Here is a 26,377-nt window from a genome sequence, read left to right as displayed (position 1 = left end):
AACAGGCGTGAGCGGCCGATTGCGGCGGCCACGCCTGACAAACACGGCCGGTTCCCCCACGGGGACCGGCCTTTTGCCCAGAGCGCCGCTGGCGGCCGCGGCACAGTTGCATACGAATATTTCCGCAATGGCGGCAGGCCCCGTTTGCAAACGGCATGGGCTGCGCTAGGCCTTTGGTCATGTTGACTGCCGTCGCCTCTGCCCGCGCGATCCTCACCTCGCTGCACGAGGTCATGGCCTCGCGATCCGGCGCGCAGGCCAAGCTCAACCGCATCGTCGATGTAATCGGCGAAAACCTCAACAGCGAGGTCTGCTCGATCTATTTGCTGCGCGAGGGGATGCTGGAACTGTTCGCCACGCGCGGGCTGGAACAGGCGGCGGTTCACGTCACGCGGCTGGCCGTGGGCGAGGGCCTGGTCGGCACGATCGCCCAGAACATCGAGACGCTCAACCTGGCCGAGGCAGCCGCGCATCCCGACTTTGCCTTCCGCCCGGAAACCGGGGAAGAACGCTTCCACTCGTTTGCCGGCGTGCCGATCGTGCGCCGCCAGCGCGCCGTGGGCGTGGTGGCCGTGCAGCATGTCGATCCGCGCCGCTATGAAGAGGTGGAGATCGAGGCGCTGCAGACCGTCGCGATGGTCCTGGCCGAGCTGATCGCCAATGCCGAACTGATCGACGATGAAGACGTGGCCGGCGTGCCCGACCACCTGACCGGGCCCGATCGCCTCAAGGGCCAGACCCTGGTGAAGGGCCTGGCGGTGGGCCAGGCCGTGTTCCACCAGCCACGCGTGACGATCGAGCATGTCGTGGCCGAAGATACCGAGGCCGAGCGCCAGCGGGTCTATCGCGCGTTCGACAAGATGCGCGAGCAGATCGACCGCATGGCCAGCCAGGCCGAATTCGGCGTGGGCGGAGAGCATGAGGAGGTGCTCGAGACCTATCGCATGTTCGCCTATGACGAAGGCTGGAGCCGCCGCATCAACGAGGCGATCGATTCCGGCCTGACCGCCGAAGCCGCGATCGAGCGCGTGCAGCAGCGCACCCGCATGCGCATGCGCCAGATCGACGATCCCCTGCTGGCCGACCGGATGCACGATCTGGAAGACCTGTCGAACCGCCTGTTGCGGATCGTATCGGGGCAACTGGGCACCGCCGCCAGCCTGGGGCTGAAAGGCGATGCGATCCTGATCGCGCGCAACTTGGGCCCGGCCGAACTGCTGGAATACGATCGCCGCCGCTTGAAGGGCGTGATCCTGGAGGAAGGTTCGCTCACCGCGCACGTGGTGATCGTGGCGCGGGCCATGGGCATTCCCGTGGTCGGCCGCGTGCGCGCGCTGCGCGGCAAGGTGCGCGACGGCGATACCCTGCTGGTCGATGGCGATCAGGGCGTGATCGACGTGCGCCCGGCGCCCAGCCTGGTCGAGGCGTTCGAGGCGCGCTTTGCCAAGAATCGCGAGCGGCAGGCCCACTATGCCACGATGCGCGACGTGGAGCCGATCACGCGCGACGGACAGCGCATCACGGTGATGATCAACGCCGGCCTGCGCGATGACATGCCGATGCTGCCGCTGACCGGTGCTGATGGTATCGGCCTGTTCCGCACCGAGTTCCAGTTCCTGGTTTCCGCGACGATGCCCCAGCGCGAGCGGCAGCAGCGGCTCTATCGCGACGTACTCGATGCCGCCGGCGATCGCCCGGTGGTGTTCCGCACGGTGGATATCGGCGGGGACAAGGTCCTGCCCTATCTGCGCCACAACGATGGCGAGACCGAGGAAAACCCGGCGATGGGCTGGCGCGCGCTGCGCGTGGCCTTGGAACGCGACGGGCTGCTCAAGGTCCAGGCGCGCGCGCTGATCGAGGCGGCGGCCGGGCGCACGCTCAACGTGATGTTCCCGATGGTGACCGAACCGTGGGAATTCGATGCGGCCAAGGCCGTGTTCGAAAGCCAGGTGGCGTTCCTGCGCAAGCAGAAGAAAGTGCTGCCCGAGGCGATCCGCTATGGCGCCATGCTGGAAGTGCCGGCGCTGGCCGAATGCCTCGATATGCTGGCGCCGCGCCTGTCGTTCCTGTCGATCGGCACCAACGATCTTACACAGTTCCTGTTTGCCGCCGATCGGGCCCATCCCAAGCTGGCCGAACGCTATGACTGGCTCAGCCCCGCGATCCTGCGCTTCCTGGCGCGGGTGGTGCGCGATGTGGCGCCCCATGGCACGGCCTTGACGGTGTGCGGCGAAATGGGCGGCCGGCGGCTGGAAGCCCTGGCCCTGCTGGGCCTGGGCATCACCCGCCTGTCGATCACGCCGGCGGCAGTCGGGCCGATCAAGGAACTGATCCGCACGATCGACCTGGGCGAGATCCGCAACGCCATGGCCGGCTGGCTGCGCGAGCCGCATGCCGACATGCGCAGCGTCGTGGCGCAGTGGGCCAGCGCGCAGGGCATCGATTGCGACTGATCGGGTTCGCATGACCGTTTTGGCCGGTTGCGCGCCGCAAAACGGTTGACTTTCGCGCAATTGCAACGATCCCCTTTTACCGGCTTTTCATCAAGCCACCGGGTTGCAAAACAAGCAGAGAAGACGGGAGCCGCGCCTTGGCCGACTCGATCGGGTCAGATTTTCATTCCCCCCAGCCGGACGCCGCCGCCCCGGCGGGCGTGGGCCCCACCTTGCGCGCCGCGCGCGAGGCGCAGGGCCTTTCGCTGAAAGATATTGCCGCGCGCACCCGCATCACTGCCCGCCATGTCGAGGCGCTGGAGGCGGGCGATTATGACAGCCTGCCCGGTCGCCCCTATGCCCTGGGATTTGCGCGCAGCTATGCCAAGGCCGTGGGCCTGGACGAGGCGCCGATCGCCGAAGCGGTGCGGCGCGAGCTGAGCGCGCGCGCGCCTGCGCCCGAAACCCGCGTGATCCATCAGTTCGAAGCGGGCGATCCGGCCAAGACCCCCTCGCGCCTGATCAGCTGGCTGGCCGGCCTGCTGGTGGTGGCAGTGCTGGGCCTGGGGGTGGTGTTCTGGCGCAGCTATTACTGGCCCTCGGCCGAGCTGCCGGCGCTGGTCGGCCCCGAACAGCCCAAGCCGGCCGTAGCCAAGCCGGCGTCGCAGCAGCCCAGCGCGCCGGCGGCCCCTGCGCGGCCCAATGGCCCGGTGGTGTTCACCGCGCAGGAAGACCGCATCTGGGTCAAGTTCTATGACGGCAGCGGCAAGCAGCTGGTGCAAAAGCTGATGGCCAAGGGCGAAACCTATACTGTGCCCGATGGCGTGACCGATCCCAAGCTGTGGACGGGCCGGCCCGATGCGCTGACGATCACCATCGGCGGCCAGGCCGTGCCGCGCATTGCCGACAAGCAGGGCATCGTCAAGGACGTGGCGGTCAGCGGCCCGGCGCTGTGGGCGCGGGCCGATCATGCCGCCGCCCCGCCGCCAAGTGATCGGGCAGCCGATCAGGCCAGCGCCACGCCTGCTGCCGGCCCGGCCCATCGCCTGGTGCGGCGCACGGCGGCGCGCTCCGCCCCGGCGGGCGCGCCCGATGGCGGTGACGCTGCGGTGCAGCCGGCCGCGGCGCCCACGGTGGCCGCTACGGCGCCTGCCGTGGTGAACTGAGCGCGCGATTGGCGAAAGGCTTTGCGGGCAAAGGCGTGGGCGGGGCAAAGTCCTTGCAACAAGGCTCGACTTCGCGCGCGCGGTGCGGCACTTTGCGGCCATTGCACCACACGCCCTGATACCGGACCCGAAACGCGCAGAACGGGCCGATGCATATAGCTTTTCAGGAACGGACATGCGCTGGGGGGCGGATGTTGCCGTGGGGCGGCAGATGATCGAGACGGGAGTTACCATGAAGACCTTGTTCCGCCGGGCCAGCCCCGCGTTGTTTTCCGCCCTGGGCATGGCCCTGGCCGTGGCGCCGGTGGTGCCACAGGTAGCGCATGCCCAGGCCGCTGGCGAAACCACCGAAGCCCGGCTGCGCCGGCTGGAGGCAGAAATCCGCGCCTTGCAGCGCAAGGTGTTTCCCGATGGCGCCGGCCGCGCCTTTGGCCCGGAAATCACGCCCACGGCGCCGGCCCCCACGCCGGCTGTGCCCACGGTGGCGACGACCCCGCTCACCGATGTGCTGTCCCGCCTCGACGCGGTGGAAGCGCAACTGCGCCAGGTGACCGCCGCGACCGAGGAAAACCAGAACCACCTGAGCAAGCTGGACACCCGCGTGTCTGCCCTGGAAACCGCCGCGGCCCCCCCGGCGGCGGCAACCGATCCGGCTGGCGCCAATTCTTCGGGCATTACGCCCGCACCGGCTGCCGGCAGCGGCCTGGCGCCGCGCCCGGCCGCTGGCCCGGCACAGCCGCCGGCCAAGGCACCGGCCGCCACGCCCGCATCGGCCAAGGCCTCTGCCGACCGGGTGGCCGCGGTTGCCGCGATCGAGATGCCCTCGACCGGCGACAAGCAGGCCGATGAATATACCTATGGCTATCGGCTCTATGACGCCAAGTTCTATCCCGAGGCGCAGGTCCAGCTGAACAAGTTCGTGACGGCCTATCCCAAGGCCAAGCAGATCAGCCTGGCGCGCAACCTGCTCGGCCGCGCCTATCTCGAAGATGGCAAGCCCGGCACGGCGGCGCAGTGGTTCCTGCAGAACTACCTGGGCGACAAGAAGGGCGAACGTGCGCCCGATAGCCTGCTCTACCTGGGCGTGGCGATGACGCGCATCAACGATACCAAGCGGGCCTGCGGCGCCTTTGCCGAACTGCGCGATGCCTATCCCGACCAGATCGCCGGGCGCCTCAAGGGGCAATATGAAAACGCGATCAAAGGGGTGAAGTGCGATTGAGCCGGCGCCCGGCCCAATCCCCGAAGCCGCGCTGACCCGCTTTGCCGGGGACTGGGCCGCGCTGAACCTGCCGGAGACAGACCGGGTGGGCCTAGCGGTTTCCGGCGGGCCTGACAGCTGTGCCTTGCTGGTGTTGGCCGCTGCTCATGCGCCGGGGCAGATCGCCGTGGCCACCGTCGATCACGGCCTGCGCGCGCAGGCGGCGGATGAGGCGCGCGCGGTGGCGGCGCTGTGTGCTGATCTGTGCGTGCCGCATCACACCCTGCGCATCGATCTGGGCGAGGGCAGCGCGATCCAGGCCCGCGCCCGTGCCGCGCGCTACGCCGCGCTGGCCGGCTGGGCGCGGGGGCAGGGGCTCGCCGCGCTGGCCACTGCCCACCATATGGATGACCAGGCCGAAACCCTGGCCATGCGCCTCAACCGCGGGGCGGGGGTGCGCGGGCTGGCCGGCATGCGCGCGCGGGCGGGGGTGCCGGGCGATCCCGCGCTGCCACTGCTGCGCCCGCTGCTTGGTTGGCGCCGGGCGGAACTGGCCGACGTGGTGGCAGCGGCGGGCGTTGTTGCGGCGGATGATCCTTCCAATCAGGACACCCGGTTTGAGCGGGTGCGCGTGCGCGCCGGGCTGGCCAGCGCCGATTGGCTCGACCCGGCCGGCTGGGCAGCTAGCGCGCAGCATCTGGCCCAAGCCGATGCCGCGCTGGACTGGGCGGCGCAGCGCCTGTTTGTGCAAGGCTGGGATGATCAGCAAGGCCGCTTGGCCGTGCCCGATGGCCTGCCGCAGGCACTGGCCCTGCGCGTGCTGGAGCTGGTGCTGAACGCCATGGGGGCCACGCTTATGCCGCGCGGCGCCGAACTGGCGCGCTGGCATGCCGCGCTGGTGACGGGCCAAGTGGCGACGCTGGCCGGCCTGCGTGGGGAGGGGAAGGGGGCAACGTGGCACTTTTTGCGGGTGCCACCCCATCGCGCGGGGTGAAAAGCGCCGCTTTTGTGCCGTTATTGCCACCTTGGGCAGCCTGGGTTCGATTCGGCAACTTGCCATTCAGCGGATCGCACCTACCTTCCCTGTCTGAAAGGATTGCGTGACGCCCATGAACGATGACCAGCCGCAGGGTAATCCCTGGATCAAGAGTCTACTGGTGTGGGGAGGCATCTTCCTTGCGCTATTGCTGGTGGTCTCGATGTTCGGGGCGCGCGGCGATGCTTCGGGCACGCAGATCGGCTACTCCGATTTCCGCGCCCGCGTGGCCGAAGGCGCCGTTCGCGACGTGCAGATCGGCGCGGACAAGATCACCGGCACCCTGAAGAACGACCAGACCTTCACCACCACCCCGGTGGATGGTGACAAGGATCTGCTGCCCAAGTTGTTGCAGGACAACAACGTGCCCTACACCGGCAAGGCGCAGGAAGAACCCAACATGCTGGTCTGGGTGCTGGCGCAGTCGCTGCCGTTCCTGCTGATCCTGGGCGTGGCGTTCTTCGCCCTGCGCCAGGTGCAGAAGGGTGGCGGTTCGGGCGCGATGGGCTTTGGCAAATCCAAGGCCAAGCTTTTGACCGAACGTTCGGGCCGGGTGACGTTCGATGACGTGGCCGGCATCGATGAAGCGCGCGAGGAACTGCAGGAAATCGTGGAATTCCTGCGCGATCCCAGCCGCTTTTCCAAGCTCGGTGGGCAGATTCCCAAGGGCGCGCTGCTGGTCGGTTCACCCGGCACCGGCAAGACCCTGCTGGCCCGCGCCATCGCGGGTGAAGCAGGCGTGCCGTTCTTCACCATTTCGGGTTCGGACTTTGTCGAAATGTTCGTCGGCGTTGGCGCCAGCCGCGTGCGCGACATGTTCGAGCAGGCCAAGAAGAACGCGCCGTGCATCGTCTTCATCGATGAAATCGACGCGGTCGGCCGCCATCGTGGCCATGGCCTGGGCAATTCGAACGATGAGCGCGAGCAGACGTTGAACCAGCTGCTGGTGGAAATGGATGGGTTCGAGGCCAACGAAGGCATCATCATCATCGCCGCCACCAACCGCCCCGACGTGCTCGATCCCGCGCTGCTGCGTCCCGGCCGGTTTGACCGCCAAGTGGTGGTGCCGGTTCCCGATATCGAGGGCCGCGAAAAGATCCTGGGCGTGCACATGAAGAAGGTGCCGCTGGCGCCCGACGTGAACCCCCGCGTGATCGCGCGCGGCACGCCCGGCTTTTCGGGTGCGGACCTGGCCAACCTGGTCAACGAAGCCGCCCTGCTGGCCGCGCGCCGCAACAAGCGCCTGGTGGCCATGCAGGAGTTCGAAGACGCCAAGGACAAGGTGATGATGGGCGCGGAACGCCGCTCCATGGTAATGACCGAAGACGAAAAGAAGATGACCGCCTATCACGAGGCGGGCCATGCCATCGTCTCGGTGTTCGAACCGGCGTCTGACCCGATTCACAAGGCCACGATCATCCCGCGCGGTCGCGCGCTGGGCATGGTCATGCGCCTGCCCGAGCGGGACAGCTATTCCTATCACCGCGACAAGATGCACGCGAACCTGTCGGTTTCGATGGGCGGGCGCGTGGCCGAGGAAATCATCTTTGGCCATGACAAGGTCTCTTCGGGCGCATCGGGCGATATCCAGTATGCCACGGGCCTGGCGCGTTCGATGGTGACCAAGTGGGGTATGTCTGAAAAGCTTGGGCCGCTGCAGTATGAAGACCAGCAGGAAGGCTATCTCGGCATGGGTGGTTCGGCCCGCATGATGGCCTCGGAAGAAACCAACAAGCTGATCGACAGCGAAATCCGTGCGCTGGTCGACCAGGGCTATGCTCGCGCTGTCGACATCCTGCGCGCCAATGAAGACAAGCTGCACGTGCTGGCCCAGGCGCTGCTGGAATATGAAACGCTGACTGGTGACGAGATCAAGATTCTCGTCGATGGCGGCCAACTGGAACGCCCGGAAACCTTTGGTGGCCCGGCGCGGCCGATTGCCGCACCCGGTGCCACGGTGCCGCGTGCCGGCCGCCGCTTCCTGGGCGGTGGCAGCAATGGCGGGCTGCAGCCGCAGGGCGCCTGAGCGCGTAGGATCCTCCCCGCCTCGCGGGGAGGTGGCGGGCCGCAAGGCCCGACGGAGGGGCGGGCTTGGCGTTCGCCCATTCCTTTCTTCCTGGCCCCTCCACCACCCGCTGCGCGGGCGGTCCCCCTCCCCATCGGTGATGGGGAGGATTTTTTGGTCCTCCCCGCCTCGCGGGGAGGTGGCAGGCCGAAGGCCTGAAGGAGGGGCCCGAACCTCGCCCCAACGCCCATCTGGAACCCAACCGGCAGGCGGGCCATTGTGATGGCACATGCCCATCGATCTTGCCTGGATTCGCCCCGAGCCGCAGGGCATCTATCTGCCCCCCGCCGATGCCTGGATCGATCCAGCCCATGCGGTGCCGCGAGCCTTGGTCACGCATGGCCATTCCGACCATGCGCGGGGTGGCCATGGCCAGACCGTGGCCACGGCGGCAACCTTGGCGATCATGGGCCTGCGCTATGGCGTGATGCCGGAAGGCGCGCAGGCGGTGGACTATGGCGAGAGCATCGCTTTGCCCGGCGGCATCCGTGCCACGTTCGTGCCGGCGGGCCACGTGCTGGGATCGGCGCAGATCCTGCTGGAGCGCGACGGGCAGCGCGTGGTGGTGACCGGCGATTACAAGCGCAGCCCCGATCCGACGTGCGCCCCGTTCGAGCCGGTGCCGTGCGACGTGTTCATTACCGAGGCGACGTTTGGCCTGCCGGTGTTTCGCCACCCGCCGATCGCCGAGGAGATCGCGCGGCTGCGCGAGACGCAGGCGGCCAATCCGCAGCGCTGCGTGCTGGTGGGTGCCTATGCCCTGGGCAAGGCGCAGCGGCTGATTGCCGAACTGCGCCAGGCCGGGCACGATGCGCCGATCTTTCTGCATGGCGCGATGGAGCGGATGTGTACGCTCTATCGCGAATGGGGCATCGATCTGGGCGAATTGCGCCCGGCAGCCGGCGTGGCCAAGGCGGAACTGGCCGGGCACATTGTGGTCTGCCCGCCATCGGCGCTCAACGACCGCTGGAGCCGCCGCCTGCCCGATCCGATCACTGCCATGGCATCGGGCTGGATGCGGGTGCGGCAGCGGGCGCGGCAGCGCAATGTGGAACTGCCGCTGGTGATTTCCGACCATGCCGATTGGGACGAACTGACCACGACGATTGCTGAGGTAAATCCGGCCGAAACCTGGATCACCCATGGCCGCGAGGAAGCACTGCTGCGCTGGTGCGCGTTGCACCAGCGCAAGGCCCGTGCGCTGGCCATGGTCGGCTATGAAGACGAGGACGATTGAGCGATGGAACGCTTTGCCGCCCTAGTCGATGGCCTGGTCTATACCCGATCGCGCAATGGCAAGCTGGCGCTGTTGGCGCAGTATCTGCGCGATACTCCCGATCCCGATCGCGGCTGGGCCTTGGCGGCGCTGACCGATGGGCTGAATTTTCCAGCGGTAAAGGCGGGCACAATACGCGCGCTGCTCGATGCGCGGGTGGACGAGGTGCTGTGGCGCCTGTCGCGCGATTATGTGGGCGATACGGCGGAAACCGCCAGCCTGCTGTGGCCCGAACCCCAGACACCGCAGCTGCCCCCGCCCAGCGTGAGCGAAGCGGTGGAGGTTCTGGCAGGCGCCACCCGCGCCACAGCGGCGGAGCGGCTGGCCGGATTGCTCGACCGGCTCGATGCCAATGGCCGCTATGCCCTGCTCAAGCTGGCGACCGGGGCGATGCGCATCGGCCTGTCGACGCGGCTGGCAAAGGTGGCGTTTGCCCAGGCGTTTGGCGTGGATGTGGAGCAGGTGGAAGAGCTGTGGCACGGCCAGGCGCCGCCCTATGCCGATCTGTTTGCCTGGGCCGCCGATGGCGCGCCGCCGCCCGATGCGCAAAGTCTGCCGCTGTTCCGCCCGTTCATGCTGGCCCAGCCGCTGGAAGATACAGTGGTGGACTTGGCTGCGTTTGCAGCGGAATGGAAATGGGACGGCATCCGTGTGCAACTGGTGCATGTGGCTGGGCAAACCCGGCTCTATTCGCGCGGTGGGGATGATATTTCCGCCAGCTTTCCCGAATTGATCGGGGCCTTGCAGGTGCCGGCGGTGCTGGATGGCGAACTGCTGGTGCGCGGCAGCCACCAGGGCGGCGAAGCGGGCGGGGCGGCGAGCTTCAACGCGCTGCAACAGCGGCTGGGGCGCAAGAGTGTAAGCAAGGCCATGCTCGCCGATTATCCGGCGTTCGTGCGGCTTTATGACGTGCTCCAGCTTGAGGGTCAGGACCTGCGGCCGCTGGGCTGGGCCGCGCGGCGCGCCCGGCTGGAGGCATTGATGCCGCAGCTCGATCCGCAGCGCTTTGACATTTCGGCGGTGATCGAGGCCGACAACCTGGACCAGCTGGCCGAAATTCGCGCCCGTGCACGGGATGACGCGATCGAGGGGGTGATGCTCAAGCGGCGCGATGCGCCCTATGTGTCCGGGCGCCGCGCCGGGCTGTGGTACAAGTGGAAGCGCGATCCGCTGCTGATCGATTGCGTGCTGATGTATGCCCAGCGCGGCAGCGGCAAGCGATCCTCGTTCTATTCCGATTTCACGTTCGGTTGCTGGGATGGCGATCCTGATGCCGGGGCCGACCTGCTGCCGGTGGGCAAGGCCTATTTCGGCTTTACCGACGAGGAACTGAAGTGGCTCGATCGCCATGTGCGCCAGCACACGGTCAACCGCTTTGGCCCGGTGCGCGAGGTTGATCGCCAGCTGGTGCTGGAGGTGGCATTCGATTCGGTCCATGCCAGCAAGCGGCACAAATCGGGCCTGGCCATGCGTTTCCCGCGCATCCACCGCATCCGCAGCGACAAGCCCGCGCACGAGGCCGACCGGCTGGACACCTTGCGCGCGATGGTGGCGGATTGATGAGGGTCAAGGTGGCTGGGGGCAGGGGCGGTTAGGGGGAAGCATCCCCTCCCTCGCGCGAAAGGCCTGCCATGGCAGCGACTGCCGAATCCGTTGAAACGCCATTTGCCCGCATCGGCGGCCACGCCACGCTGCGCGCGATCACCGAGCGGTTCTATGACCTCATGGAAAGCGACCCGGCCTATGCCGCGCTGCGGGCGATGCATGCGGCAGACCTGGCACCGATGCGCGCATCCCTGCCCAGTTTCCTGGCGGGATGGTGCGGTGGGCCGCGTGACTGGTGGGACAGCAATCCCGGCAAGTGCATGATGTCGATGCACAAGCCGTTTCCGATCGATCGCGAAACGGCGGCTCAATGGGCCGAAGCGATGCGCCGCGCGATTGCCGAGGTGGCGCCGGCCGATGCCGAGGTGGCCCAAGCCATGGGCGATGCGCTGGAACGCATGGCGCTGGGCATGGCGCGCGGCTGACGTGAAAACGCCGCGCCTCAGTCGCCGGCCACGCTCATGCCATCGATGCGCAGGGTCGGCACGTCGATCCCCCGTTCGATCTTGAGATCGCTGGCCGGGATCATCGCGGCAAACATGGCCAACAGGTTGCCGGCCACGGTAAACTCCGCGATCGGGCCGGCGATTTCGCCGTTGACGATGCGAAAGCCGGCGGCGCCGCGGCTGTAATCGCCGGTCACGCCGTTGACGCCGCTGCCGATCAGTTCGGTGACATAGACGCCATCGGCAATATCGGCGATCAGCTGCGCGCGGGTGAGCGTGCCCGGCTCGATCACCACATTGCCGGCGGTGACATGCGGCGCGCCCGATCCCCCGCGTGAGGCATGGCCGGTGGGCACGGCGCCCAGCTGGCGCGCGGCGGCGCTGTCCATCAGCCAGCCGGTCAGGCGCCCGGCATCGACCAGCTTGCGCGGGGCGGTGGGCAGCCCTTCGCCATCGAACGGGCGCGAGCGCAGGCCACGGCGGCGCAGCGGATCGTCGGTGATGGTCACGCTGCTGTCAAAGATCTGGGCGCCGTCGTGGTCGAGCAGGAAGCTGGAACGGCGGGCGATCGACGAACCCGAGATGGCGCCGAGCAGATGGCCGACAAGCGAGCCGCCCACGCGCGGATCGAACACCACCGGCATCGCCCCGCTTTTCACCCGGCCGGGGTTAAGCCGCGCCACGGCGCGTTCGCCCGCCTCGCGCCCGATCTGGGCAGGTGGGGGCAGGTCGGCGGCAAAGCGGGTGCTGGCCCAGGCATAGTCGCGCTGCAACGCGCCACCTTCGCCGGCGATCACGCTGGCCGAAACCGAATGGCTGCTGGCGGCATAGGCGCCGGAAAAGCCATGGCTGGTGGCCAGTGCCACCACGCCGCGCCCGGTGCTGGCGCTGCCGCCCTCGCTGTTGGTCACGCCTTGGACGGCGCGCGCGGCATCCTCGGCTTCCTCGGCCAGGCGGCGCAGCTCTTGCGGGGCGGGCTCGGCCGGATCGTCGAGGTCGAGATCGGGGAAGGGGCCGCGCGCCAGAAGATGTTCGTCGGCCAGGCCGGCAAAGCGATCGGCTGGTGCGGCGCGCGCCATGGCCACGGCGCGGCTGGCCAGTTCATCGAGCGCGGCATCGGCAAGGTCGGTCGATCCGATCGAGGCCGATGCGCCGCCAACGAACACGCGCAGGCCGATATGCTCGGATTCGGAGCGTTCCACGTCTTCCAGCGCGCCCAGGCGCACGCTCACGCTTTCCGCGCCGCTGGCGAGATAGACTGCATCGCCCGCCTCTGCCCCGGTGCGCCGGGCGCGTTCGATCAGGGCGTGGCAGCGTTCCTGGGCCTGGGCGGGGGTCAACATCGGGGGCGCACTCCAAACCTGAAACACCGGGGGCCAGCCACACCGGGCTGGCGTGCGCTGCTCCTAGCCGCTGGGACGCGAAGCGGCAATCAGGGTGCAATCAGGCGGCCATCAGTGGGCGAACAGCGCGATCAGCCCTTCGATCAGCACGGTCACCAGCAGCGGCAGCCCGATCGATACCGCCCACACCGTCAGCCGCGCGCGGTTGAGCGCGGTGGCGAGCGCTGGCGGATCATCGGCCAGGCGGGCGGCGGTGGCGTCCCAGCGCTTTTCCATGCGGCGATAGAGCGGGATGATCGCACCGACCAGCACGACCAGCGCGATCATCGGCAGCAGCGTGTTGTCGGCCTCTTCCAAAGCGCGCATCGTCAGGAAGATCTGCAGCGCGGTATAGACCATCAGGCCATAGGCAACCGCATTGCTGACCCGCTTGTGCGCGCTTTCCAGCCGGGCGGCGCGATCGGCCACGCTTGGCTCCATGGCCATGAATGGCCTGTTCGCTGTCATGATCACCTCTCCCCCGGCATAACGCCGCCAGCATAACACCATGGCCGTGCGCGTGGTGCAAGCGTGTCCACGCGGCCGTGCCATGCACCAATCGCGCCAATCCTGCCGCGTTGGGGTTTGCCGTGGCGCCGGTCCGGGCTATGAGCAGGGAATGACTGGCTCTTCCTCCGCGCTCGCGTCTGAACCCGCCACCGGTGCCGCCGTGCCGATTCCCCAAGGGGGATTGGAAGTGGTGTCCATCGCCAAGTCTTACGACAAGCGGGCAGTGCTGACCGATATCTCGCTGTCGGTGGGCAAGGGGGAAGTGCTGGGCCTGCTTGGCCCCAACGGCGCGGGCAAGACCACCTGCTTCTATTCGATCATGGGCCTGGTGCGGCCGGATTCGGGCCGCATCCTGCTCGATGGCGTGGATATCACCAAGCTGCCGATGTATCGCCGCTCGGTCTTGGGGCTGGGCTACCTGCCGCAGGAAACCTCGATCTTTCGCGGCATGACGGTGGAACAGAACATCGCCACGGTGCTGGAACTGGTGGAGCCCGACAAGGCCACGCGCGCGGCCGAACTGGATCGGCTGCTCGACGAATTCGGCCTCACCCGCTTGCGCGCCAGCCCGGCCATGGCGCTTTCGGGTGGGGAGCGGCGGCGCTGCGAAATCGCCCGCGCGCTGGCCGCGCGCCCGTCGATCGTCCTGCTCGACGAACCGTTCGCCGGGATCGATCCGCTGTCGATCAGCGACATCCGCGATCTGGTCAAGGATCTCAAGAAGCGCGGCATCGGTGTGCTGATCACCGACCACAACGTGCGCGAAACGCTCGATATCGTCGATCGCGCCTGCATCATCTATGGCGGCCAGGTGCTGTTTGCCGGCAGCCCCGAGGCGCTGGTGGCCGATCCCAATGTGCGGCGGCTCTATCTGGGCGAGGGCTTTACGTTGTGAAGCCGCACGGCTTTCGCATTCTGTTTACCATAGGCGGCTGATACCCGCCGCCATGGCTCTTGGTCCACGCCTCGATATCCGCCAGTCGCAATCGCTGGTGATGACGCCGCAGCTGCAGCAGGCGATCAAGCTGCTGGCGCTGTCCAACCTTGAGGTGGAAACCTTCATCGGCGAGGCGCTGGACGCCAATCCCCTGCTGGAAATGGGCGATGCCGCGCCAGCAGCGGGCGGCGAGGAAGCACCGGGCGAAGACCTGCGGCGCACCCATCTCGAATCGAGCCCGGTCGACCAATTGGTAGGCGAGGGCCGCGCCGCCGAGGACCGCCCGCTCGATATCGATTCGTCTGCGCTCGATCTTGATCGCGATACCGGCGATGGCGCCATGGCGCTGGCCGATCTGGCCAGTAGTGGGTTGCGCGAAGGGACGATCGGCGCCGACGGTGGCGGCAGCAGCGGCGGCGAAGGGCCGGATATCGATGAGCGCGGCGCGAGTGCTGCCTCGCTGGCCGAGCATCTTCATGGCCAGATCGGCGCCACGACATCCGATGCCCAGCTGTTGTTCGTGGGGCGCTGGCTGATCGATCAGCTGGACGAGACCGGCTACTTGCGCATGACTCTGCCCGAAGTGGCCGAGGCGCTGGGCCTGCCGCTGAGCCGGGTGGAAGCGGCGCTGGCGCTGGTGCAGACGCTCGATCCCACCGGGGTGGGCGCGCGCACGCTGGGCGAATGCCTGGCGCTCCAGGCGCGTGAGGCGGACCGCTATGACCCGCTGATGGCGCGGCTGCTCGACAATCTCGATCTGCTGGGCCGGGGCGAACTGGCCCGGCTGCGCCGCCTGTGCGGGGTGGACGAGGAAGACTTTGCCGACATGCTGGCCGAATTGCGTGGCTATGATCCCAAGCCAGGCCTGCGCATCGGCAGCGGCCCGGCCGAGGCGATCAGCCCGGATATCCTGGTGCAGCCGGCGCGTGGCGAGGGCGATCCGGCCGACGATGCCGGAGCGGAGGTGCCCGGCTGGGCGATCAGCCTGAACCCTGCCACGCTGCCGCGCGTGCTGGTCAACCGCAGCTATTACGTGGAAATGCGCCGCTCTTGCGTGGACAAGACGGCGCGGGCCTGGCTGGGCGAGCGGCTGGCCGATGCCAACTGGCTGGTCAAGGCGCTGGACCAGCGGCAGAAAACCATTCTCAAGGTGGCGGCCGAGATCGTGAAGCAGCAGGAAGGCTTCTTTCGCCACGGCGTGTCGCACCTGCGCCCGATGACGCTGCGCACCGTGGCCGAAGCGGTCAAGATGCACGAGAGCACGATCAGCCGCGTGACCTCGAACAAATACCTGCATTGCCTGCGCGGCACGTTCGAACTGAAGTATTTCTTCACCTCGGGTGTGGCGGGCACCGATGGCGAGGGGGTTTCGGCCGAGGCGGTGAAAGCGGCGATCCGCCAGTTGATCGATGGCGAGGATCCCAAGGCGATCCTGTCGGACGATGCGCTGGTCGATCTGCTCAAAGCGCGCGGCTTTGACCTGGCGCGGCGCACGGTGGCCAAGTACCGCGAGGCGATTGGCCTGGGCAGCTCGGTCCAGCGGCGCCGGCAAAAGGCGCTGGCCGGGGTGCGTTGACCGCACCGGGCGGCGCGGGATAATGCGGCGCCGCACGGGTGCCGGGCGAAATCGGGCCGCCCTGGTGCGGCATGAGGGAAGATGTGATGAACGAAGCCGACCACAGTTCTGCCGCTGGCGGGCCCAAGCCCCCGGTCTGGCGCGGTGTGGCGGTGGGCGTGCTGACGGTGGCGGCGATCATCGGCGGCGGCATCGGCATCTATCGCCTGGAGCGTCCGGCCGAACTGGTCGAGGCCGCCGGCCAGCCCGAGCGGCCGGAAGTGACGCCGGTGGTGCTCGACAGTGCAGTGCCCGCGCCGCTGCCCGATGCCAGTGCGCCTGCCGCCGACGCCTCGAACGCGGCGCCCGATGCCGAGCCGAGCCCGGAACCCTCGCCCGTGGTCGATGATACGATCACGCGGATGGAACAGCGCCTGAAGGACGAGCCCGAAGACGTGCAGGGCTGGCGCATGCTGGGCTGGGCCTATTTCCAGAACGCCCGCTACAAGGACGCGGCGCGCGCGTTGCGCAAGGCCACGGCGCTCGATCCCGATCATGCCGAAAGCTTTTCGTTCCTGGGCGAGGCGCTGGTCATGGCTTCGCGCCGCGAAGGGCAGATGCCGCGCGGGGCGCGAATCGCCTTTGACAAGGCCTTGGCGATCGATCCCAAGAATGCGCGTGCGCGCTATTTCAAGGCGCTGTCGCTCGATCTGGCCGGCCAGCACCGCCGTGCCCTGCGCGCATGGTTTGCGCAGCTGAGCGAAACGGCGCCCGACGCGCCCTATGCCAGCGATATCCGCAGCGTGATCCGCAGCGTGGGCAAGCGCCACCATATCGAGGTGGAAAAGCGCCTGGCGATTGCCGATGCCCAGGCCCGCCTGCCCAAGGTGGACAAGGACAAGACCAAGGAAAAGGGCAAGGGCAAGGATGCCGAGCGCCGCAAAGGCGCGCTGCCGGGGCCGGCCCATGCCGAGCTGAAAACCGCGTCGGGCGCGCAGACCGGCGGCGTGGACAGCGGCACGCGTGCGGCGATGGAGCGCGGCATGGTCGATGGGTTGGAAGCGCGGCTGGCGCGCAACCCCGGCAACGTCGATGGCTGGATTCTGTTGATTCGCAGTCGTGTGCAGCAGGACCGGCGCGATGACGCAGCCAAGGCGCTGGCCAAGGGGCTGGCGGCGTTCAAGACCCAGCCTGCCAATGCGCAAAAGCTGCGTGATGCCGCCGCGCGCCTGGGCATTGCCGCCGATTGAGCGTTTTCGCGTCGCGAATCCTCGCCTGCCATTGCCGTTCTTCCCGATGGCGCATGGAAAAGCACGTTAACCGTGTGGGCTTACGATTGGTCTTCGCAAGCCTTGCCGTTGTCGCTTTGGGGGAAGCGGCGCGGTAAGGATTTGCGGGAATGCGACGAGGGCGGGGTTTGCAGCGATGATTGCTGGCAAATGGCTGCCGACACCGGACCTGTGCTTACGTTAAATTAACCTTTCATGTTCATAGGTCATATGGTTAATGATGGGCATGCGCCTCAGTAGGGGGCTGTGCCGGGGAATGGCAAGAAGGGGCTGATCCATGCGCGTGCTGCTGATCGAGGACGAGCCGGCAACGGCCAAGGCTATCGAATTGATGCTGACGGCCGAAGGGTTCAACGTCTACTCCACCGACCTGGGGGAGGAAGGCCTCGATCTCGGCAAGCTGTATGATTACGACATCATCCTGCTCGACCTGAACCTGCCCGACATGCACGGGTATGACGTGCTGAAAAAGCTGCGCGTCGCCAAGGTGCAGACGCCGGTGCTGATCCTTTCGGGCATTTCCGAAATGGATTCCAAGGTCCGCTCGTTCGGCTTTGGTGCCGATGACTATGTGACCAAGCCATTCCACCGCGAAGAACTGATCGCCCGCATCCATGCCGTGGTGCGCCGGTCCAAGGGCCATTCGCAGTCGGTCATCCGTACCGGCAAGCTTTCGGTCAACCTCGACGCCAAGACCGTGGAAGTGGACGCCGCGCGCGTGCATCTGACCGGCAAGGAATACGCGATGCTGGAACTGCTCTCGCTGCGCAAGGGCACCACGCTGACCAAGGAAATGTTCCTCAACCATCTCTATGGCGGGATGGACGAGCCCGAACTCAAGATCATCGACGTGTTCATCTGCAAGCTGCGCAAGAAGCTGGCCCATGCCTGCGGCGGCGAGAACTACATCGAAACCGTGTGGGGCCGCGGCTATGTGCTGCGCGACCCGGACGACATGACGGCAATCGAAGCGGCCTGATCCTCTTTTCCTGCGCACAATCCCGAAGCGGCCCGTTCCCACGACGGGCCGTTTTCGTTTGGTGTTTCACGTGTAACATTGGGTGTGCGGGCGAGCGTCGAGCGGATGAATCTACGGCCGTGCTGCCGGGCGGATGTGTCGTGTTTTGGTGGCTGGCTGCCTTTGCGCGGTGATTGCAGGCATGGTGCACGTTATCAAGCTGGACCCCGGATCAAGTCCGGGGTGACGGAAAATATAATTGAAATAAAAACTTATCACCCCGGACTTGATCCGGGGTCCAGCTGTTCTGCTTGTGCAAAACGCCAGTATGTCCTCAAATGGGCGCGAGTAGCCGATCTGGCCATCTCCCGGTCCTCCGCCACGATCGCCATAATAGCCGACGTTCGGGCGCCTCAGTTGGCGCGTCGGAAGCGGTCATTTGTTTATCGATGTCGCTTGCGCCAGGAATCGCCTAGGTCGGAGGGAAGCGGACATTGAGCATCGGCACTCTTGCGCGTAAATGTCTTTTATGGACCAGAGAGCTTTTGTAGACCTGCTCCAGCTAGTTGTGCTGGATAGACTATCTGTCGAGCTTGTGAAAACTTGGCAAAATCCGCCGGGACGACTTCGTTCGGAGGAGAGGTCGCGGCGTTCCGGATGGATGAAAAACCTTAGCGGCCCCGAGCGCGCCCTCGTCGAAGAGTTCGGCCAAGACGCGGCGAGGGCGGCTGTCTTCGGAGTGCTGTGCGTGCTCGACGGCGTCCGGAAGATCGAGGATCGCGAAAACGGCCACATTGAACTTCATCATGTCAAAAATGGTCGCTCTGAGCTTTTAGCTTCTAGCGGAAACGACATGACACTGGACTTCTTACACGATTTACTGCCGTAGATGTCCACATTTGGGCGCTTTCGGACATGCACACTATACCGCAATATTTGGGTTTGACCCAATCTGATTCGCGCAGAGGCGCGGAGATTCCATTTTCTCTGCGCCTCCGCGCCTCTGCGCGAAATACTATTCTTCTTCTTCAATTCTGAAAATCTGCAATCAGTCTGCGGTCAAACGCCTAGCGGAACTTCTCCAGCAGCAGAAACCAGCGCATGCCCAGCATCAGCAGCGGGTTGCCCAGCCAGTCGCCCAGCGGCACGCGCACCGGCTTGAGCGCGGCGAAAATGTCGAAGCGTTCCAGGGTGCCGGCGATGGCCTCGGCCATGACTTCGGCCACGACGTGGCTGGTGGCGACGCCGTGGCCGGAATAGCCTTGGGCATACCACACGTTATTGGCCAGCTTGCCCAGCTGCGGCGCGCGGTTGATGACGATGCCCATGGCGCAGGACCAGGCATGCTCGATCTTCACGCCCTTCAGCCGCGGAAACGTTGCCTCGATCGCCGGGCGCAATTCATCGGCGAACGAACGCGATTCGCGGCCGGAATAGTTGGCGCCGCCGCCAAACAGCAGGCGCCCATCGGCGGTGAGGCGATAGTAATCGAGCACGAAGCGGCAATCATAGACCGCCAGGTCGTGTGGATTGATCGCGCGCGCCGCATCGCCCAGCGGTTCGGTGGTGACGATCCCGCCCACCGCCGGAAAGATCAGCCCGCCCAGGCGCTTGCGTTCCAGCTTGTGATAGACATCGCCAGCGATCATCACCTGCGCGGCGCTGATGCTGCCCTGGGCGGTGACCACGCGGGGGCGCGGCCCGTGGACGATGTCGACAACCGGCGAGCCCTCGAACAGGCGCACGCCGAGCTGCGCGGCGGCCTTGGCCTCTCCCAGGCACAGCTTGAGCGGATGCAGGTGCATGTTGCGGCTGTTGAGCAGGCCGCCGCAATAGCGCGGGCTTTCCAGGTGATCGCGCATGCCGGCCGCATCGAGCAGCACGACATCATCGCCCATGCCGCGCGCGCAGGCCTGGGCAAAGGTCTCTTCCAACTCGGCCATGTGCGAAGGCTTCATCGCGGCGTGGATGTGCCCGTGCTTGAGGTCACACGCGATACCATAGCGGGCAACGCGCGCGGCGATCACGTCTTGCCCGTGCCAGCGCAGCCACCAGAGAAAATCGTCAAGTTCTGCGCCCAGGCGGCGTTGCCACTGCTTGCGCAGTTCGCCTTCGCCCGAAAGGCTGCCGGTTACCTGGCCGCCGTTGCGCCCGCTTTGGCCCCAGCCGATGCGGTTGGCTTCGACCAGGACCACCGACAGCCCGCGTTCGGCCAGTTCCAGCGCGGTGTTGACGCCGGTAAAGCCGCCACCGATCACCACCACATCGGCACTGTGATCACCTTGCAGCGCCGGCCAGGCAGTATCGTCGCCCAGGCTGGCGGAATAGTAGGTGTGGGGGCGATCGATCAGCGGTGCGGTGGCCATGGCCGATCATTGCCAAGATCGATCACAGATCAAGCGAAACCGTGCGGTATGTGCGCCGGGCATTGACCGCAACGCGCGCCCCTGCCATCGGCTGCCCCCCATGACGGCATACAAATCCGGCGATCCGACCACGCTCAACCGCCTCTATGGCCGCGCCAAGGGCAAGCCCCTGCGCCAGGGCCAGCAGGCCCTGGTCGATACCCTGCTGCCCCGCATCGCGGTGCCGGCGCAAGGCCCGGTCACGGCCCAGGCGCTGTTCGGGCACGATTGCCCGCTGCATTTCGAGATCGGCTTTGGCGGCGGCGAGCACATGGCCTATCGCGCCGACCTGCTGCCCGACCATGGCTTTATCGGCGCCGAGCCGTTTTTGAACGGTGTGGCGCAAGCACTGACCCATGTGGATGGCGACAATGGCGCCCATCCGCCGCTGGGCAATGTGCGCATCCACCACGGCGATGCGCTGGAAGTGCTGGAACGCGTGCCCGATGGCGCGCTGTCGTTCCTCTACCTGCTGCACCCCGATCCCTGGCCCAAGGCGCGCCATGCCAAGCGGCGCATGATGAACGATGGCCCGGTCGATCTGTTCGCGCGCAAGCTCAAGCCGGGCGGCGAATTCCGCTTTGGCACCGACCATCCGATCTATCTGCGCCACGCGCTGATGGTGATGCGCCGCCACACCGACCAGTTCCGCTGGCAGGCGCAGACCGCGCAGGATTTCCAGCAGCGCCCGGGCGGCTGGCCGGAAACCCGCTATGCCGCCAAGGCCCGCGCCCAAGGCCATGAAATCTGGTACTTCCGGTACACCCGCAGCTGAGTCAGGGTGCCGCGGGCTTTGGTGCAGTTTGCCATAAGCGGTGGGCGGGGCCCGTGCGCATGGGCTGATTAATGGCGCGATAACTATCGAGGCGTAGCGTTTGCCCTATCGGCGGGACAGGTGCGAACGGCACGGACCGCCGCATCGGAGCGCGCCATGTCTCACCACCAGACTGCCACCCAGCTGCTGAACGAACTGCGCGAATTTGCCAGTTTTCCGGCCGCGACCCAGCGCTATATCCGGCGCAGCCTGGATATCGGGCTGGGCCGGCGCGATGCTTTCCAGATCTGGGCGCGCACGGCGGCCGAAACCGCGGCGATCCGCACGCAATACGTGGTCTACCAGGATCTCAAGCTGCTGCGCACGATGCTGCCCGAAGGCCCAGCGGCCGAAGGCATCGAGCGGTTCATGGGGGCGCTGATCCGCCTGAGCGCATTCGATCTGGGCCAGGACCGGCTCGACGGGTTTTCCGCCTATCGCTTTCTTTATGAGCGCCTGCTGGGCGCAGAGGTGCGGCCCTGGCTGCCGGCCGCATTTTGCGGCGCGGCTGCCCTGCCGCAAATCCGCCCGTTGCGGCGCAAGGACCTGCTGCAATCGATCAGCGAGGCAGCGGCCACGGCGCCAGGCTGGTCCACCCGCGCGCCGACGTTCTATCCCGATTTCGTGCCGCTGGAAGAAGCGGCCTGAGCCACGGCCCGTGCGCGCTGCGCACTGGTGGCGGCGGTGCCGGCCGAGGCCAGCACGATCAGGCCGATCGCCAGCCACTGATCCGGGGTGAGCCTTTCGCCCAGCAAGGCCCAGCCGGTTAGCGCGGCCACGGCCGGCGCGCCGCTGAGCAGCATGCCGAAGACACCTGCGGGCAGGCGGCGCATTGCCTCGATCTCAAGCCCATAAGGCAGCGCGCTGGACAAGATGGCGATGGCCACGCCCATGGCCAGGGCGTGGGGCATGAGCAGCGCCGGGCTGCCGCTCAGCAGCGCCAGCACCGGCACGACGACCACGGCGGCCACGGCCATGCCCCAGGCCACCGCATCGGTGCCCAGTGCCGCCGCCACGTGCCGTCCGGTGAGGATATAGCTGGCCCAGCACACCGCCGCGCCGCCCGCCAACAGCAGCCCGCGCGGGTCCAGTGTCTGGCCGGGGTGCCAGGGCAGCAACAGCGCCAGGCCAGCTACCGCGCAGGCCAGCCACAGGAAATCATGCGGGCGGCGCGAGGCAGCCAGCACGATGGCGAGCGGCCCCATGACCTCTACCCCCACGGCAATGCCGATCGGGATGTGCGAAAACGCCTGGTAGATCAGGACGTTCATGATCCCCAGGATCGCGCCATAGGCGGCCAGGCCCGGCCACAACGCGCGCGACACCGGGCGCCGCCACGGCCGCCGCCAGGCCAGCAGTACCAAGGCCGCCAGCGCCACGCGCAGCAGCGTGGCGCCACCCGCGCCGACCAGGGGAAACAGCTGCTTGGCAAAACCGGCGCCAAGGTTGCCCGAAACCTGCGCGGCCAGCGTGGCACAGGCACCGGCCAGCGTGGCACGGGAAGTGGTGCGAGACATCGGCTTCCCTTAGCGCCTGCGCGCCGGTCTGCCAGTCTTATCCCTTGTACAGCGCGTCCATCCGCGCGCCATAGCGTTCGCGAATCTTGTGGCGGCGGATCTTGAGCGAGGGGGTGAGTTCCTCGTTGGCGATGGCAAAGGGTTCGTCGGCCAGGGTGAACTGGCGCACCTTTTCGATCACGGACAGATCACGGTTCACCCGGTCCACCGCCTCGCGCATCGCGCTGCGGAAGGCGGGCAGATCGGCCAGCCGCGCCAGATCGTGGGGGGCGTCGTTTTCCACCGACCACTGCATCGCCCATTCGGCATCGGGCACGATCAGGCCAACCACGTAAGGGCGCTTGTCGCCCGATACCATGGCCTGGGCGATTTCGGGCTGAAGGGTGAGCATGCCCTCGATCTTTTGCGGAGAGACATTGTCGCCCTTGTCGTTGACGATCATGTCTTTCTTGCGATCGGTGATCTTGATGCGGCCCTGGCCATCGATGTGGCCGATATCGCCGGTGTGCAGCCAGCCATCCTGGATGGCGCGGGCGGTTTCGGCATCGTTGTGCCAATAGCCGTGCATCACCAGTTCGCCGCGCACCAGGATTTCACCGTCGGGCGCGATGGCCACTTCCACGCCAGCGAGCGGCGGGCCGACGGTATCCATGCGAATGCCGGCGGCCGGGCGGTTGCAGGCGATCACCGGGCCAGCCTCGGTCTGGCCATAGCCTTGCAGCATGGTCAGCCCCATGGCCTCGAAGAACAGCCCGACTTCGGGGTTGAGCGGCGCGCCACCCGAAACCAGCGCCTTGATCCGCCCGCCAAAGCGCGCCCGCACCTTGGGGCGCAAGGTGCGTTCGATCAGCAGGTTGAGCGGCCGATCGATCAGCCGCAGATGCCCGGTCTCTTCCTGGTGGGCAGCGATCGCCAGGGCGCGGTCCATCAGCCATGTCGCCACACGCCCCTGCTTTTCGATCTGCTTGATGATCCGGGCACGCAGCACTTCGAACAGGCGGGGCACCACCACCATGATCGTGGGGCGCACTTCCTCGATGTTGCTTGCGAGCTTTTCCAGGCTTTCGGCATAGGCAATGCGTGCGCCCACGCCGATCGGCAGCCATTGCCCGCCGGTGTGTTCATAGGCGTGGCTCAAAGGCAGGAACGACAGGAACTGGTCATCGCCCAGGTGGAAATCCTCGGCCAGGACTTGGGCTGCGCCGGCCACGTTGGCGAGGATCGCACCATGGTGCTGGCGCACCCCGCGCGGGGCGCCGCCGGTTCCGCTGGTGTAGATGATGCAGGCCAGATCCTCGCGCCGGATCGCGGCAATCCGCTGGCTCACGGCCGCGCGGGCGGCGGCGGCATCGCCCTGCAGCAGGGTTTCCCAATCATGGAAATGCAGCGTGCCGGCCTGCTGCTGGCGCAGCGGTTCGATCCCGATGACGTGTTCGGCGCAAGGCGCGTTGAGCGCGGCGGCAAGCAGCGGCTGGGCCAGCTTGGCATTCGATACGATGATCGCGCGCGCCCCGGAATTTTCCAGGATATGGAGGTGATCGCGCGCGGTATTGGTGGTGTAGGTGGGCACGGTGACCAGCCCGGCGGCCATGATCGCGATATCGGCAATGCACCATTCGGGGCGGTTTTCCGACACCAGCATGACCCGGTCACCGGGATTGAGGCCGAGGGCGCGCAGGGCCTGCGCCAGAAGGCAGACCTGATCGGCCACGCTGCGCCACGATTGCGCCACCCAGGTGCCCTGGCGTTTGGCCGAAAGGAACGGCGCATCGCCATGCTGCGCCGCGCGGGCCAGAAACAGGCTGACCAGGTTCGGCATTTCAGCCAGCTGTGCCACTTGCACGGCAGCTTGGTTTTCACCCACGGACACGCACACTCTCCCTGCTGGCCCGTATTCGGACCAGTTCCCAAAACGGATAGCTAGGCCGCGCGTTCCGTTACGGCAAGCGGGGTTTGCGGGCAGTCACCCGGCTGCCATGGGGCAGCTGGATGACCGCGGACTCACTGGGCGATGGCGGCGCCTTCGCTGCGCGGATCGGCCGCGCCCTGCCAGCGATCGCCCACGCGTTCGATCGCATTGGCCTTGAGCGGCATCTTGCATGCCTGGGTCTGGGCATGGCCCATCGCCACCAGCGTGGGGATCATCGCCTCAAGCCGGGTGCCCTGTTCGACGCAGACGCGGTCACCAGGCGCAAACAGCACGGGCAGGGCCAGCGCCTGCTGCGCGGTAAGGTGCCAATCGAGCACGCCGATCAGCGCGCGGATCACCTGGGCGGGGATCGTGGCGCCGCCAGCGGCCCCCACCACCAGGCGGATCTGGCCATCAGGGCCGAACACCACGGTGGGCGACATCGAGCTGCGCGGTCGCTTGCCGCCTTCCACCCGGTTGGCGGTAGGCTGGCCATCGCGCAGCGGATCGAGGTTGAAATCGGTGAGTTCGTTGTTGAGGAAATAGCCACCGGCCATCAGTCCCGAACCAAACGCGCTTTCCACCGTGGAGGTATAGCTGGCGGCATTGCCCCAGCGATCCACCGTGACGAAATGCGAGGTGCCGAATTCGGGCTGCGGCTTGGCCGGAGCGAGCCGCGCAGTAACCCCGGCCGGAATCCCGGCGGAAACGTGGGGCAGTGCGGTCTGCGCCGAAATCAGCTGCGATCGCTGCGCCAGATAGGCCGGATCGACCAGGCCGGCCACCGGCACTTTGACGAAGTCGGGATCGGCCAGGTACTGATCACGATCGGCATAGGCAAGGCGCTCGCTTTCTGCCAGCAGGTGCCAGGCCACCGGATTGTCCGGCCCCAGCGCGGACAGATCGAAGCGTTCGAGCTGGCCCAGCGTGGCCAGCACCGTGGTGGCGCCTGACGAGGGCGGCCCCATCGAGCAGATGCGATACTGGCGATAGCGGCCGCAGACTGGCGGGCGCGCCACGGCCTTGAACGCGGCGAGGTCTGCCGTGGTCATCGGCGCCGGGTTGACCGGGGCGGTGCCCACCTTGGTGGCGATGGCCTGGGCATTGCTGCCGGAATAGAACCAGTCGGCGCCATGGAGTGCCACCGCTTCCAGCGTATCGGCCAGCGCCGGGTTGCGCACGATCGTGCCCACCGGCAGCGGCTGGCCATCGGCGCCATAGAACAGCGCCTTGCCGGCGGGATCGAGGCCGGCGATATCGGGATTGTCGGCCAGGGCATGATAGAGCCGCGGGGTAATGGCAAAGCCATCGCGCGCGAGGCGGATCGCCGGGGCGAACAGCATGCGCCAGGCGAGCTTGCCATGTTCGGCATGGGCGAGTGCGGCCAGGCGCAGCGAGCCGGGCACGCCCACGCTGCGCCCGCCGGGGCGCGCCTGGGGAAAGGCCATGGCCTGGCCATCCTTGAAGAACCACTGCGGCGTGGCGGCGGCTGGTGCCTTTTCCCGCCCGTCGACCGTATCGACCTGGCCGGCGGCATCGGCCATGATCAGGAAACCACCACCGCCGATGCCGGAACTTTGCGGTTCCACCACGGTGAGCGCGAGCATGGTGGCGAGCGCGGCATCGGTGGCCGAGCCGCCCTGGCGCAGCATCTGCGCCCCGGCATCGGCCGCGCGCGGATCGGCCGCAGAAACCAGACCCTGGCGGCCGACATCGGCCCCATCGGTGCGGCCCGGGGTGAGGGCGAGCGCGGGGGCCGGCGTGGTTGCCGTACCCGGTGTGGCGCCGGGCATGGTCTGGCAGGCGGCCAGGGCCAGCGTGGAAATAACCGCGAGGGAAGCGGTGGCAAGCGGGGAGAGGCTACGCAAGGTCAT

General features: G+C 67.1%; 21 protein-coding genes. 15 read left to right on the top strand and 6 right to left on the bottom strand.

Features of this window, described 5'->3' with window-relative positions:
• Window positions 1–179: 179 nt before the first annotated feature.
• From ptsP to C8K14_RS08225, 8 genes are all read left to right on the top strand, one after another.
• Window positions 180–2,453, top strand: a complete 2,274-nt coding sequence (ptsP, locus tag C8K14_RS08260) for a phosphoenolpyruvate--protein phosphotransferase (RefSeq protein ID WP_231627644.1) — start codon at window positions 180–182, stop codon at window positions 2,451–2,453.
• Window positions 2,454–2,590: 137 nt separating this feature from the next.
• Entirely contained in the window at window positions 2,591–3,598 is a 1,008-nt protein-coding gene (locus tag C8K14_RS08255) for a helix-turn-helix domain-containing protein (protein ID WP_107716346.1), read from the top strand.
• Window positions 3,599–3,830: 232 nt separating this feature from the next.
• Window positions 3,831–4,820, top strand: a complete 990-nt coding sequence (locus tag C8K14_RS08250; RefSeq protein ID WP_107716508.1) for a tol-pal system YbgF family protein — start codon at window positions 3,831–3,833, stop codon at window positions 4,818–4,820.
• An 85-nt stretch (window positions 4,821–4,905) separates the two neighbouring features.
• Complete coding sequence (gene tilS / locus C8K14_RS08245; RefSeq protein WP_107716345.1) at window positions 4,906–5,793, top strand: tRNA lysidine(34) synthetase TilS; 888 nt, start codon at window positions 4,906–4,908, stop codon at window positions 5,791–5,793.
• A 115-nt stretch (window positions 5,794–5,908) separates the two neighbouring features.
• A complete protein-coding gene (gene ftsH / locus C8K14_RS08240) occupies window positions 5,909–7,861 on the top strand; it encodes an ATP-dependent zinc metalloprotease FtsH (RefSeq protein WP_022677261.1) in 1,953 nt (650 codons plus the stop codon).
• Between the two features lie 268 nt (window positions 7,862–8,129).
• Window positions 8,130–9,137 carry a ligase-associated DNA damage response exonuclease gene (locus tag C8K14_RS08235; RefSeq protein WP_107716344.1) on the top strand — a complete coding sequence of 336 codons (1,008 nt, stop codon included), beginning with the start codon at window positions 8,130–8,132 and terminating at the stop codon, window positions 9,135–9,137.
• A gap of 3 nt (window positions 9,138–9,140) precedes the next feature.
• Window positions 9,141–10,736, top strand: coding sequence for a cisplatin damage response ATP-dependent DNA ligase (locus C8K14_RS08230; RefSeq protein ID WP_107716343.1), 1,596 nt, complete (start codon window positions 9,141–9,143; stop codon window positions 10,734–10,736).
• Between the two features lie 71 nt (window positions 10,737–10,807).
• Window positions 10,808–11,206, top strand: a complete 399-nt coding sequence (locus C8K14_RS08225) for a group II truncated hemoglobin (RefSeq protein WP_062783177.1) — start codon at window positions 10,808–10,810, stop codon at window positions 11,204–11,206.
• Window positions 11,207–11,223: 17 nt separating this feature from the next.
• Here the strand turns inward: C8K14_RS08225 and C8K14_RS08220 are convergent, their stop codons facing one another.
• Together C8K14_RS08220 and C8K14_RS08215 are read right to left on the bottom strand one after the other, a co-directional pair.
• The gene (locus C8K14_RS08220; RefSeq protein ID WP_107716342.1) at window positions 11,224–12,570 is read right to left on the bottom strand and encodes a TldD/PmbA family protein; all 1,347 of its coding nucleotides are present in this window, start codon (window positions 12,568–12,570) and stop codon (window positions 11,224–11,226) included.
• Window positions 12,571–12,681: 111 nt separating this feature from the next.
• On the bottom strand, window positions 12,682–13,077 hold the full coding sequence (locus tag C8K14_RS08215) for a hypothetical protein (RefSeq protein ID WP_133726780.1): 396 nt from the start codon (window positions 13,075–13,077) through the stop codon (window positions 12,682–12,684).
• Window positions 13,078–13,228: 151 nt separating this feature from the next.
• On the opposite strand from C8K14_RS08215, the gene lptB reads away from it, so the two are divergent.
• The 5 genes from lptB to C8K14_RS08190 all read left to right on the top strand — a co-directional run bounded on the left by lptB (window position 13,229) and on the right by C8K14_RS08190 (window position 18,747).
• Window positions 13,229–14,014, top strand: a complete 786-nt coding sequence (gene lptB, locus C8K14_RS08210; RefSeq protein ID WP_022675897.1) for an LPS export ABC transporter ATP-binding protein — start codon at window positions 13,229–13,231, stop codon at window positions 14,012–14,014.
• Window positions 14,015–14,066: 52 nt separating this feature from the next.
• Window positions 14,067–15,632 (top strand): RNA polymerase factor sigma-54, encoded by a 1,566-nt coding sequence (rpoN, locus tag C8K14_RS08205; RefSeq protein WP_107716340.1) that lies wholly within the window; start codon window positions 14,067–14,069, stop codon window positions 15,630–15,632.
• 86 nt (window positions 15,633–15,718) lie between these two features.
• On the top strand, window positions 15,719–16,861 hold the full coding sequence (locus tag C8K14_RS08200; protein ID WP_107716507.1) for a tetratricopeptide repeat protein: 1,143 nt from the start codon (window positions 15,719–15,721) through the stop codon (window positions 16,859–16,861).
• A gap of 316 nt (window positions 16,862–17,177) precedes the next feature.
• Entirely contained in the window at window positions 17,178–17,879 is a 702-nt protein-coding gene (ctrA, locus tag C8K14_RS08195) for a response regulator transcription factor CtrA (RefSeq protein ID WP_022675302.1), read from the top strand.
• A gap of 499 nt (window positions 17,880–18,378) precedes the next feature.
• Window positions 18,379–18,747, top strand: coding sequence for a hypothetical protein (locus C8K14_RS08190; RefSeq protein WP_028657592.1), 369 nt, complete (start codon window positions 18,379–18,381; stop codon window positions 18,745–18,747).
• 178 nt (window positions 18,748–18,925) lie between these two features.
• Here the strand turns inward: C8K14_RS08190 and C8K14_RS08185 are convergent, their stop codons facing one another.
• On the bottom strand, window positions 18,926–20,224 hold the full coding sequence (locus tag C8K14_RS08185) for an FAD-binding oxidoreductase (protein WP_107716339.1): 1,299 nt from the start codon (window positions 20,222–20,224) through the stop codon (window positions 18,926–18,928).
• Between the two features lie 100 nt (window positions 20,225–20,324).
• Between C8K14_RS08185 and C8K14_RS08180 the strand changes: the two genes are divergently transcribed.
• Both C8K14_RS08180 and C8K14_RS08175 read left to right on the top strand, forming a co-directional pair.
• Window positions 20,325–21,038, top strand: a complete 714-nt coding sequence (locus C8K14_RS08180; protein WP_107716338.1) for a tRNA (guanosine(46)-N(7))-methyltransferase TrmB — start codon at window positions 20,325–20,327, stop codon at window positions 21,036–21,038.
• Between the two features lie 156 nt (window positions 21,039–21,194).
• Entirely contained in the window at window positions 21,195–21,725 is a 531-nt protein-coding gene (locus tag C8K14_RS08175) for a hypothetical protein (RefSeq protein WP_022675298.1), read from the top strand.
• Here C8K14_RS08175 and C8K14_RS08170 read toward each other — a convergent pair.
• The 3 genes from C8K14_RS08170 to ggt all read right to left on the bottom strand — a co-directional run bounded on the left by C8K14_RS08170 (window position 21,689) and on the right by ggt (window position 26,377).
• Entirely contained in the window at window positions 21,689–22,594 is a 906-nt protein-coding gene (locus tag C8K14_RS08170) for a DMT family transporter (protein ID WP_107716337.1), read from the bottom strand. The two genes, C8K14_RS08175 and C8K14_RS08170, sit on opposite strands and share 37 nt — an antisense overlap.
• Before the next feature lie 37 nt (window positions 22,595–22,631).
• The gene (locus tag C8K14_RS08165; RefSeq protein WP_107716506.1) at window positions 22,632–24,413 is read right to left on the bottom strand and encodes a long-chain fatty acid--CoA ligase; all 1,782 of its coding nucleotides are present in this window, start codon (window positions 24,411–24,413) and stop codon (window positions 22,632–22,634) included.
• A 182-nt stretch (window positions 24,414–24,595) separates the two neighbouring features.
• Complete coding sequence (gene ggt, locus C8K14_RS08160) at window positions 24,596–26,377, bottom strand: gamma-glutamyltransferase (RefSeq protein ID WP_107716336.1); 1,782 nt, start codon at window positions 26,375–26,377, stop codon at window positions 24,596–24,598.

It is taken from the genome of Novosphingobium sp. GV079 (assembly GCF_003058045.1).
Taxonomy (GTDB): Bacteria; Pseudomonadota; Alphaproteobacteria; order Sphingomonadales; family Sphingomonadaceae; genus Novosphingobium; species Novosphingobium capsulatum.
The sequence above is the reverse complement of the archived record's forward strand: the minus strand, read 5'-3'. Positions and strand labels throughout refer to the sequence as shown.

Excerpts from the sequence above, each read along its gene's own strand:
- C8K14_RS08175 (WP_022675298.1), top strand. The coding sequence starts at position 21,195 with ATGTCTCACCACCAGACTGCCACCCAGCTGCTGAACGAACTGCGCGAA.
- ftsH (WP_022677261.1), top strand. The coding sequence starts at position 5,909 with ATGAACGATGACCAGCCGCAGGGTAATCCCTGGATCAAGAGTCTACTG.
- C8K14_RS08165 (WP_107716506.1), bottom strand. The coding sequence starts at position 24,413 with ATGCCGAACCTGGTCAGCCTGTTTCTGGCCCGCGCGGCGCAGCATGGC.
- C8K14_RS08250 (WP_107716508.1), top strand. The coding sequence starts at position 3,831 with ATGAAGACCTTGTTCCGCCGGGCCAGCCCCGCGTTGTTTTCCGCCCTG.
- ptsP (WP_231627644.1), top strand. The coding sequence starts at position 180 with ATGTTGACTGCCGTCGCCTCTGCCCGCGCGATCCTCACCTCGCTGCAC.
- C8K14_RS08215 (WP_133726780.1), bottom strand. The coding sequence starts at position 13,077 with ATGACAGCGAACAGGCCATTCATGGCCATGGAGCCAAGCGTGGCCGAT.
- ggt (WP_107716336.1), bottom strand. The coding sequence starts at position 26,377 with ATGACCTTGCGTAGCCTCTCCCCGCTTGCCACCGCTTCCCTCGCGGTT.
- C8K14_RS08185 (WP_107716339.1), bottom strand. The coding sequence starts at position 20,224 with ATGGCCACCGCACCGCTGATCGATCGCCCCCACACCTACTATTCCGCC.
- rpoN (WP_107716340.1), top strand. The coding sequence starts at position 14,067 with ATGGCTCTTGGTCCACGCCTCGATATCCGCCAGTCGCAATCGCTGGTG.
- C8K14_RS08225 (WP_062783177.1), top strand. The coding sequence starts at position 10,808 with ATGGCAGCGACTGCCGAATCCGTTGAAACGCCATTTGCCCGCATCGGC.
- C8K14_RS08180 (WP_107716338.1), top strand. The coding sequence starts at position 20,325 with ATGACGGCATACAAATCCGGCGATCCGACCACGCTCAACCGCCTCTAT.
- C8K14_RS08235 (WP_107716344.1), top strand. The coding sequence starts at position 8,130 with ATGCCCATCGATCTTGCCTGGATTCGCCCCGAGCCGCAGGGCATCTAT.
- C8K14_RS08190 (WP_028657592.1), top strand. The coding sequence starts at position 18,379 with ATGTCTTTTATGGACCAGAGAGCTTTTGTAGACCTGCTCCAGCTAGTT.
- ctrA (WP_022675302.1), top strand. The coding sequence starts at position 17,178 with ATGCGCGTGCTGCTGATCGAGGACGAGCCGGCAACGGCCAAGGCTATC.
- C8K14_RS08170 (WP_107716337.1), bottom strand. The coding sequence starts at position 22,594 with ATGTCTCGCACCACTTCCCGTGCCACGCTGGCCGGTGCCTGTGCCACG.
- C8K14_RS08220 (WP_107716342.1), bottom strand. The coding sequence starts at position 12,570 with ATGTTGACCCCCGCCCAGGCCCAGGAACGCTGCCACGCCCTGATCGAA.
- C8K14_RS08200 (WP_107716507.1), top strand. The coding sequence starts at position 15,719 with ATGAACGAAGCCGACCACAGTTCTGCCGCTGGCGGGCCCAAGCCCCCG.
- lptB (WP_022675897.1), top strand. The coding sequence starts at position 13,229 with ATGACTGGCTCTTCCTCCGCGCTCGCGTCTGAACCCGCCACCGGTGCC.
- C8K14_RS08230 (WP_107716343.1), top strand. The coding sequence starts at position 9,141 with ATGGAACGCTTTGCCGCCCTAGTCGATGGCCTGGTCTATACCCGATCG.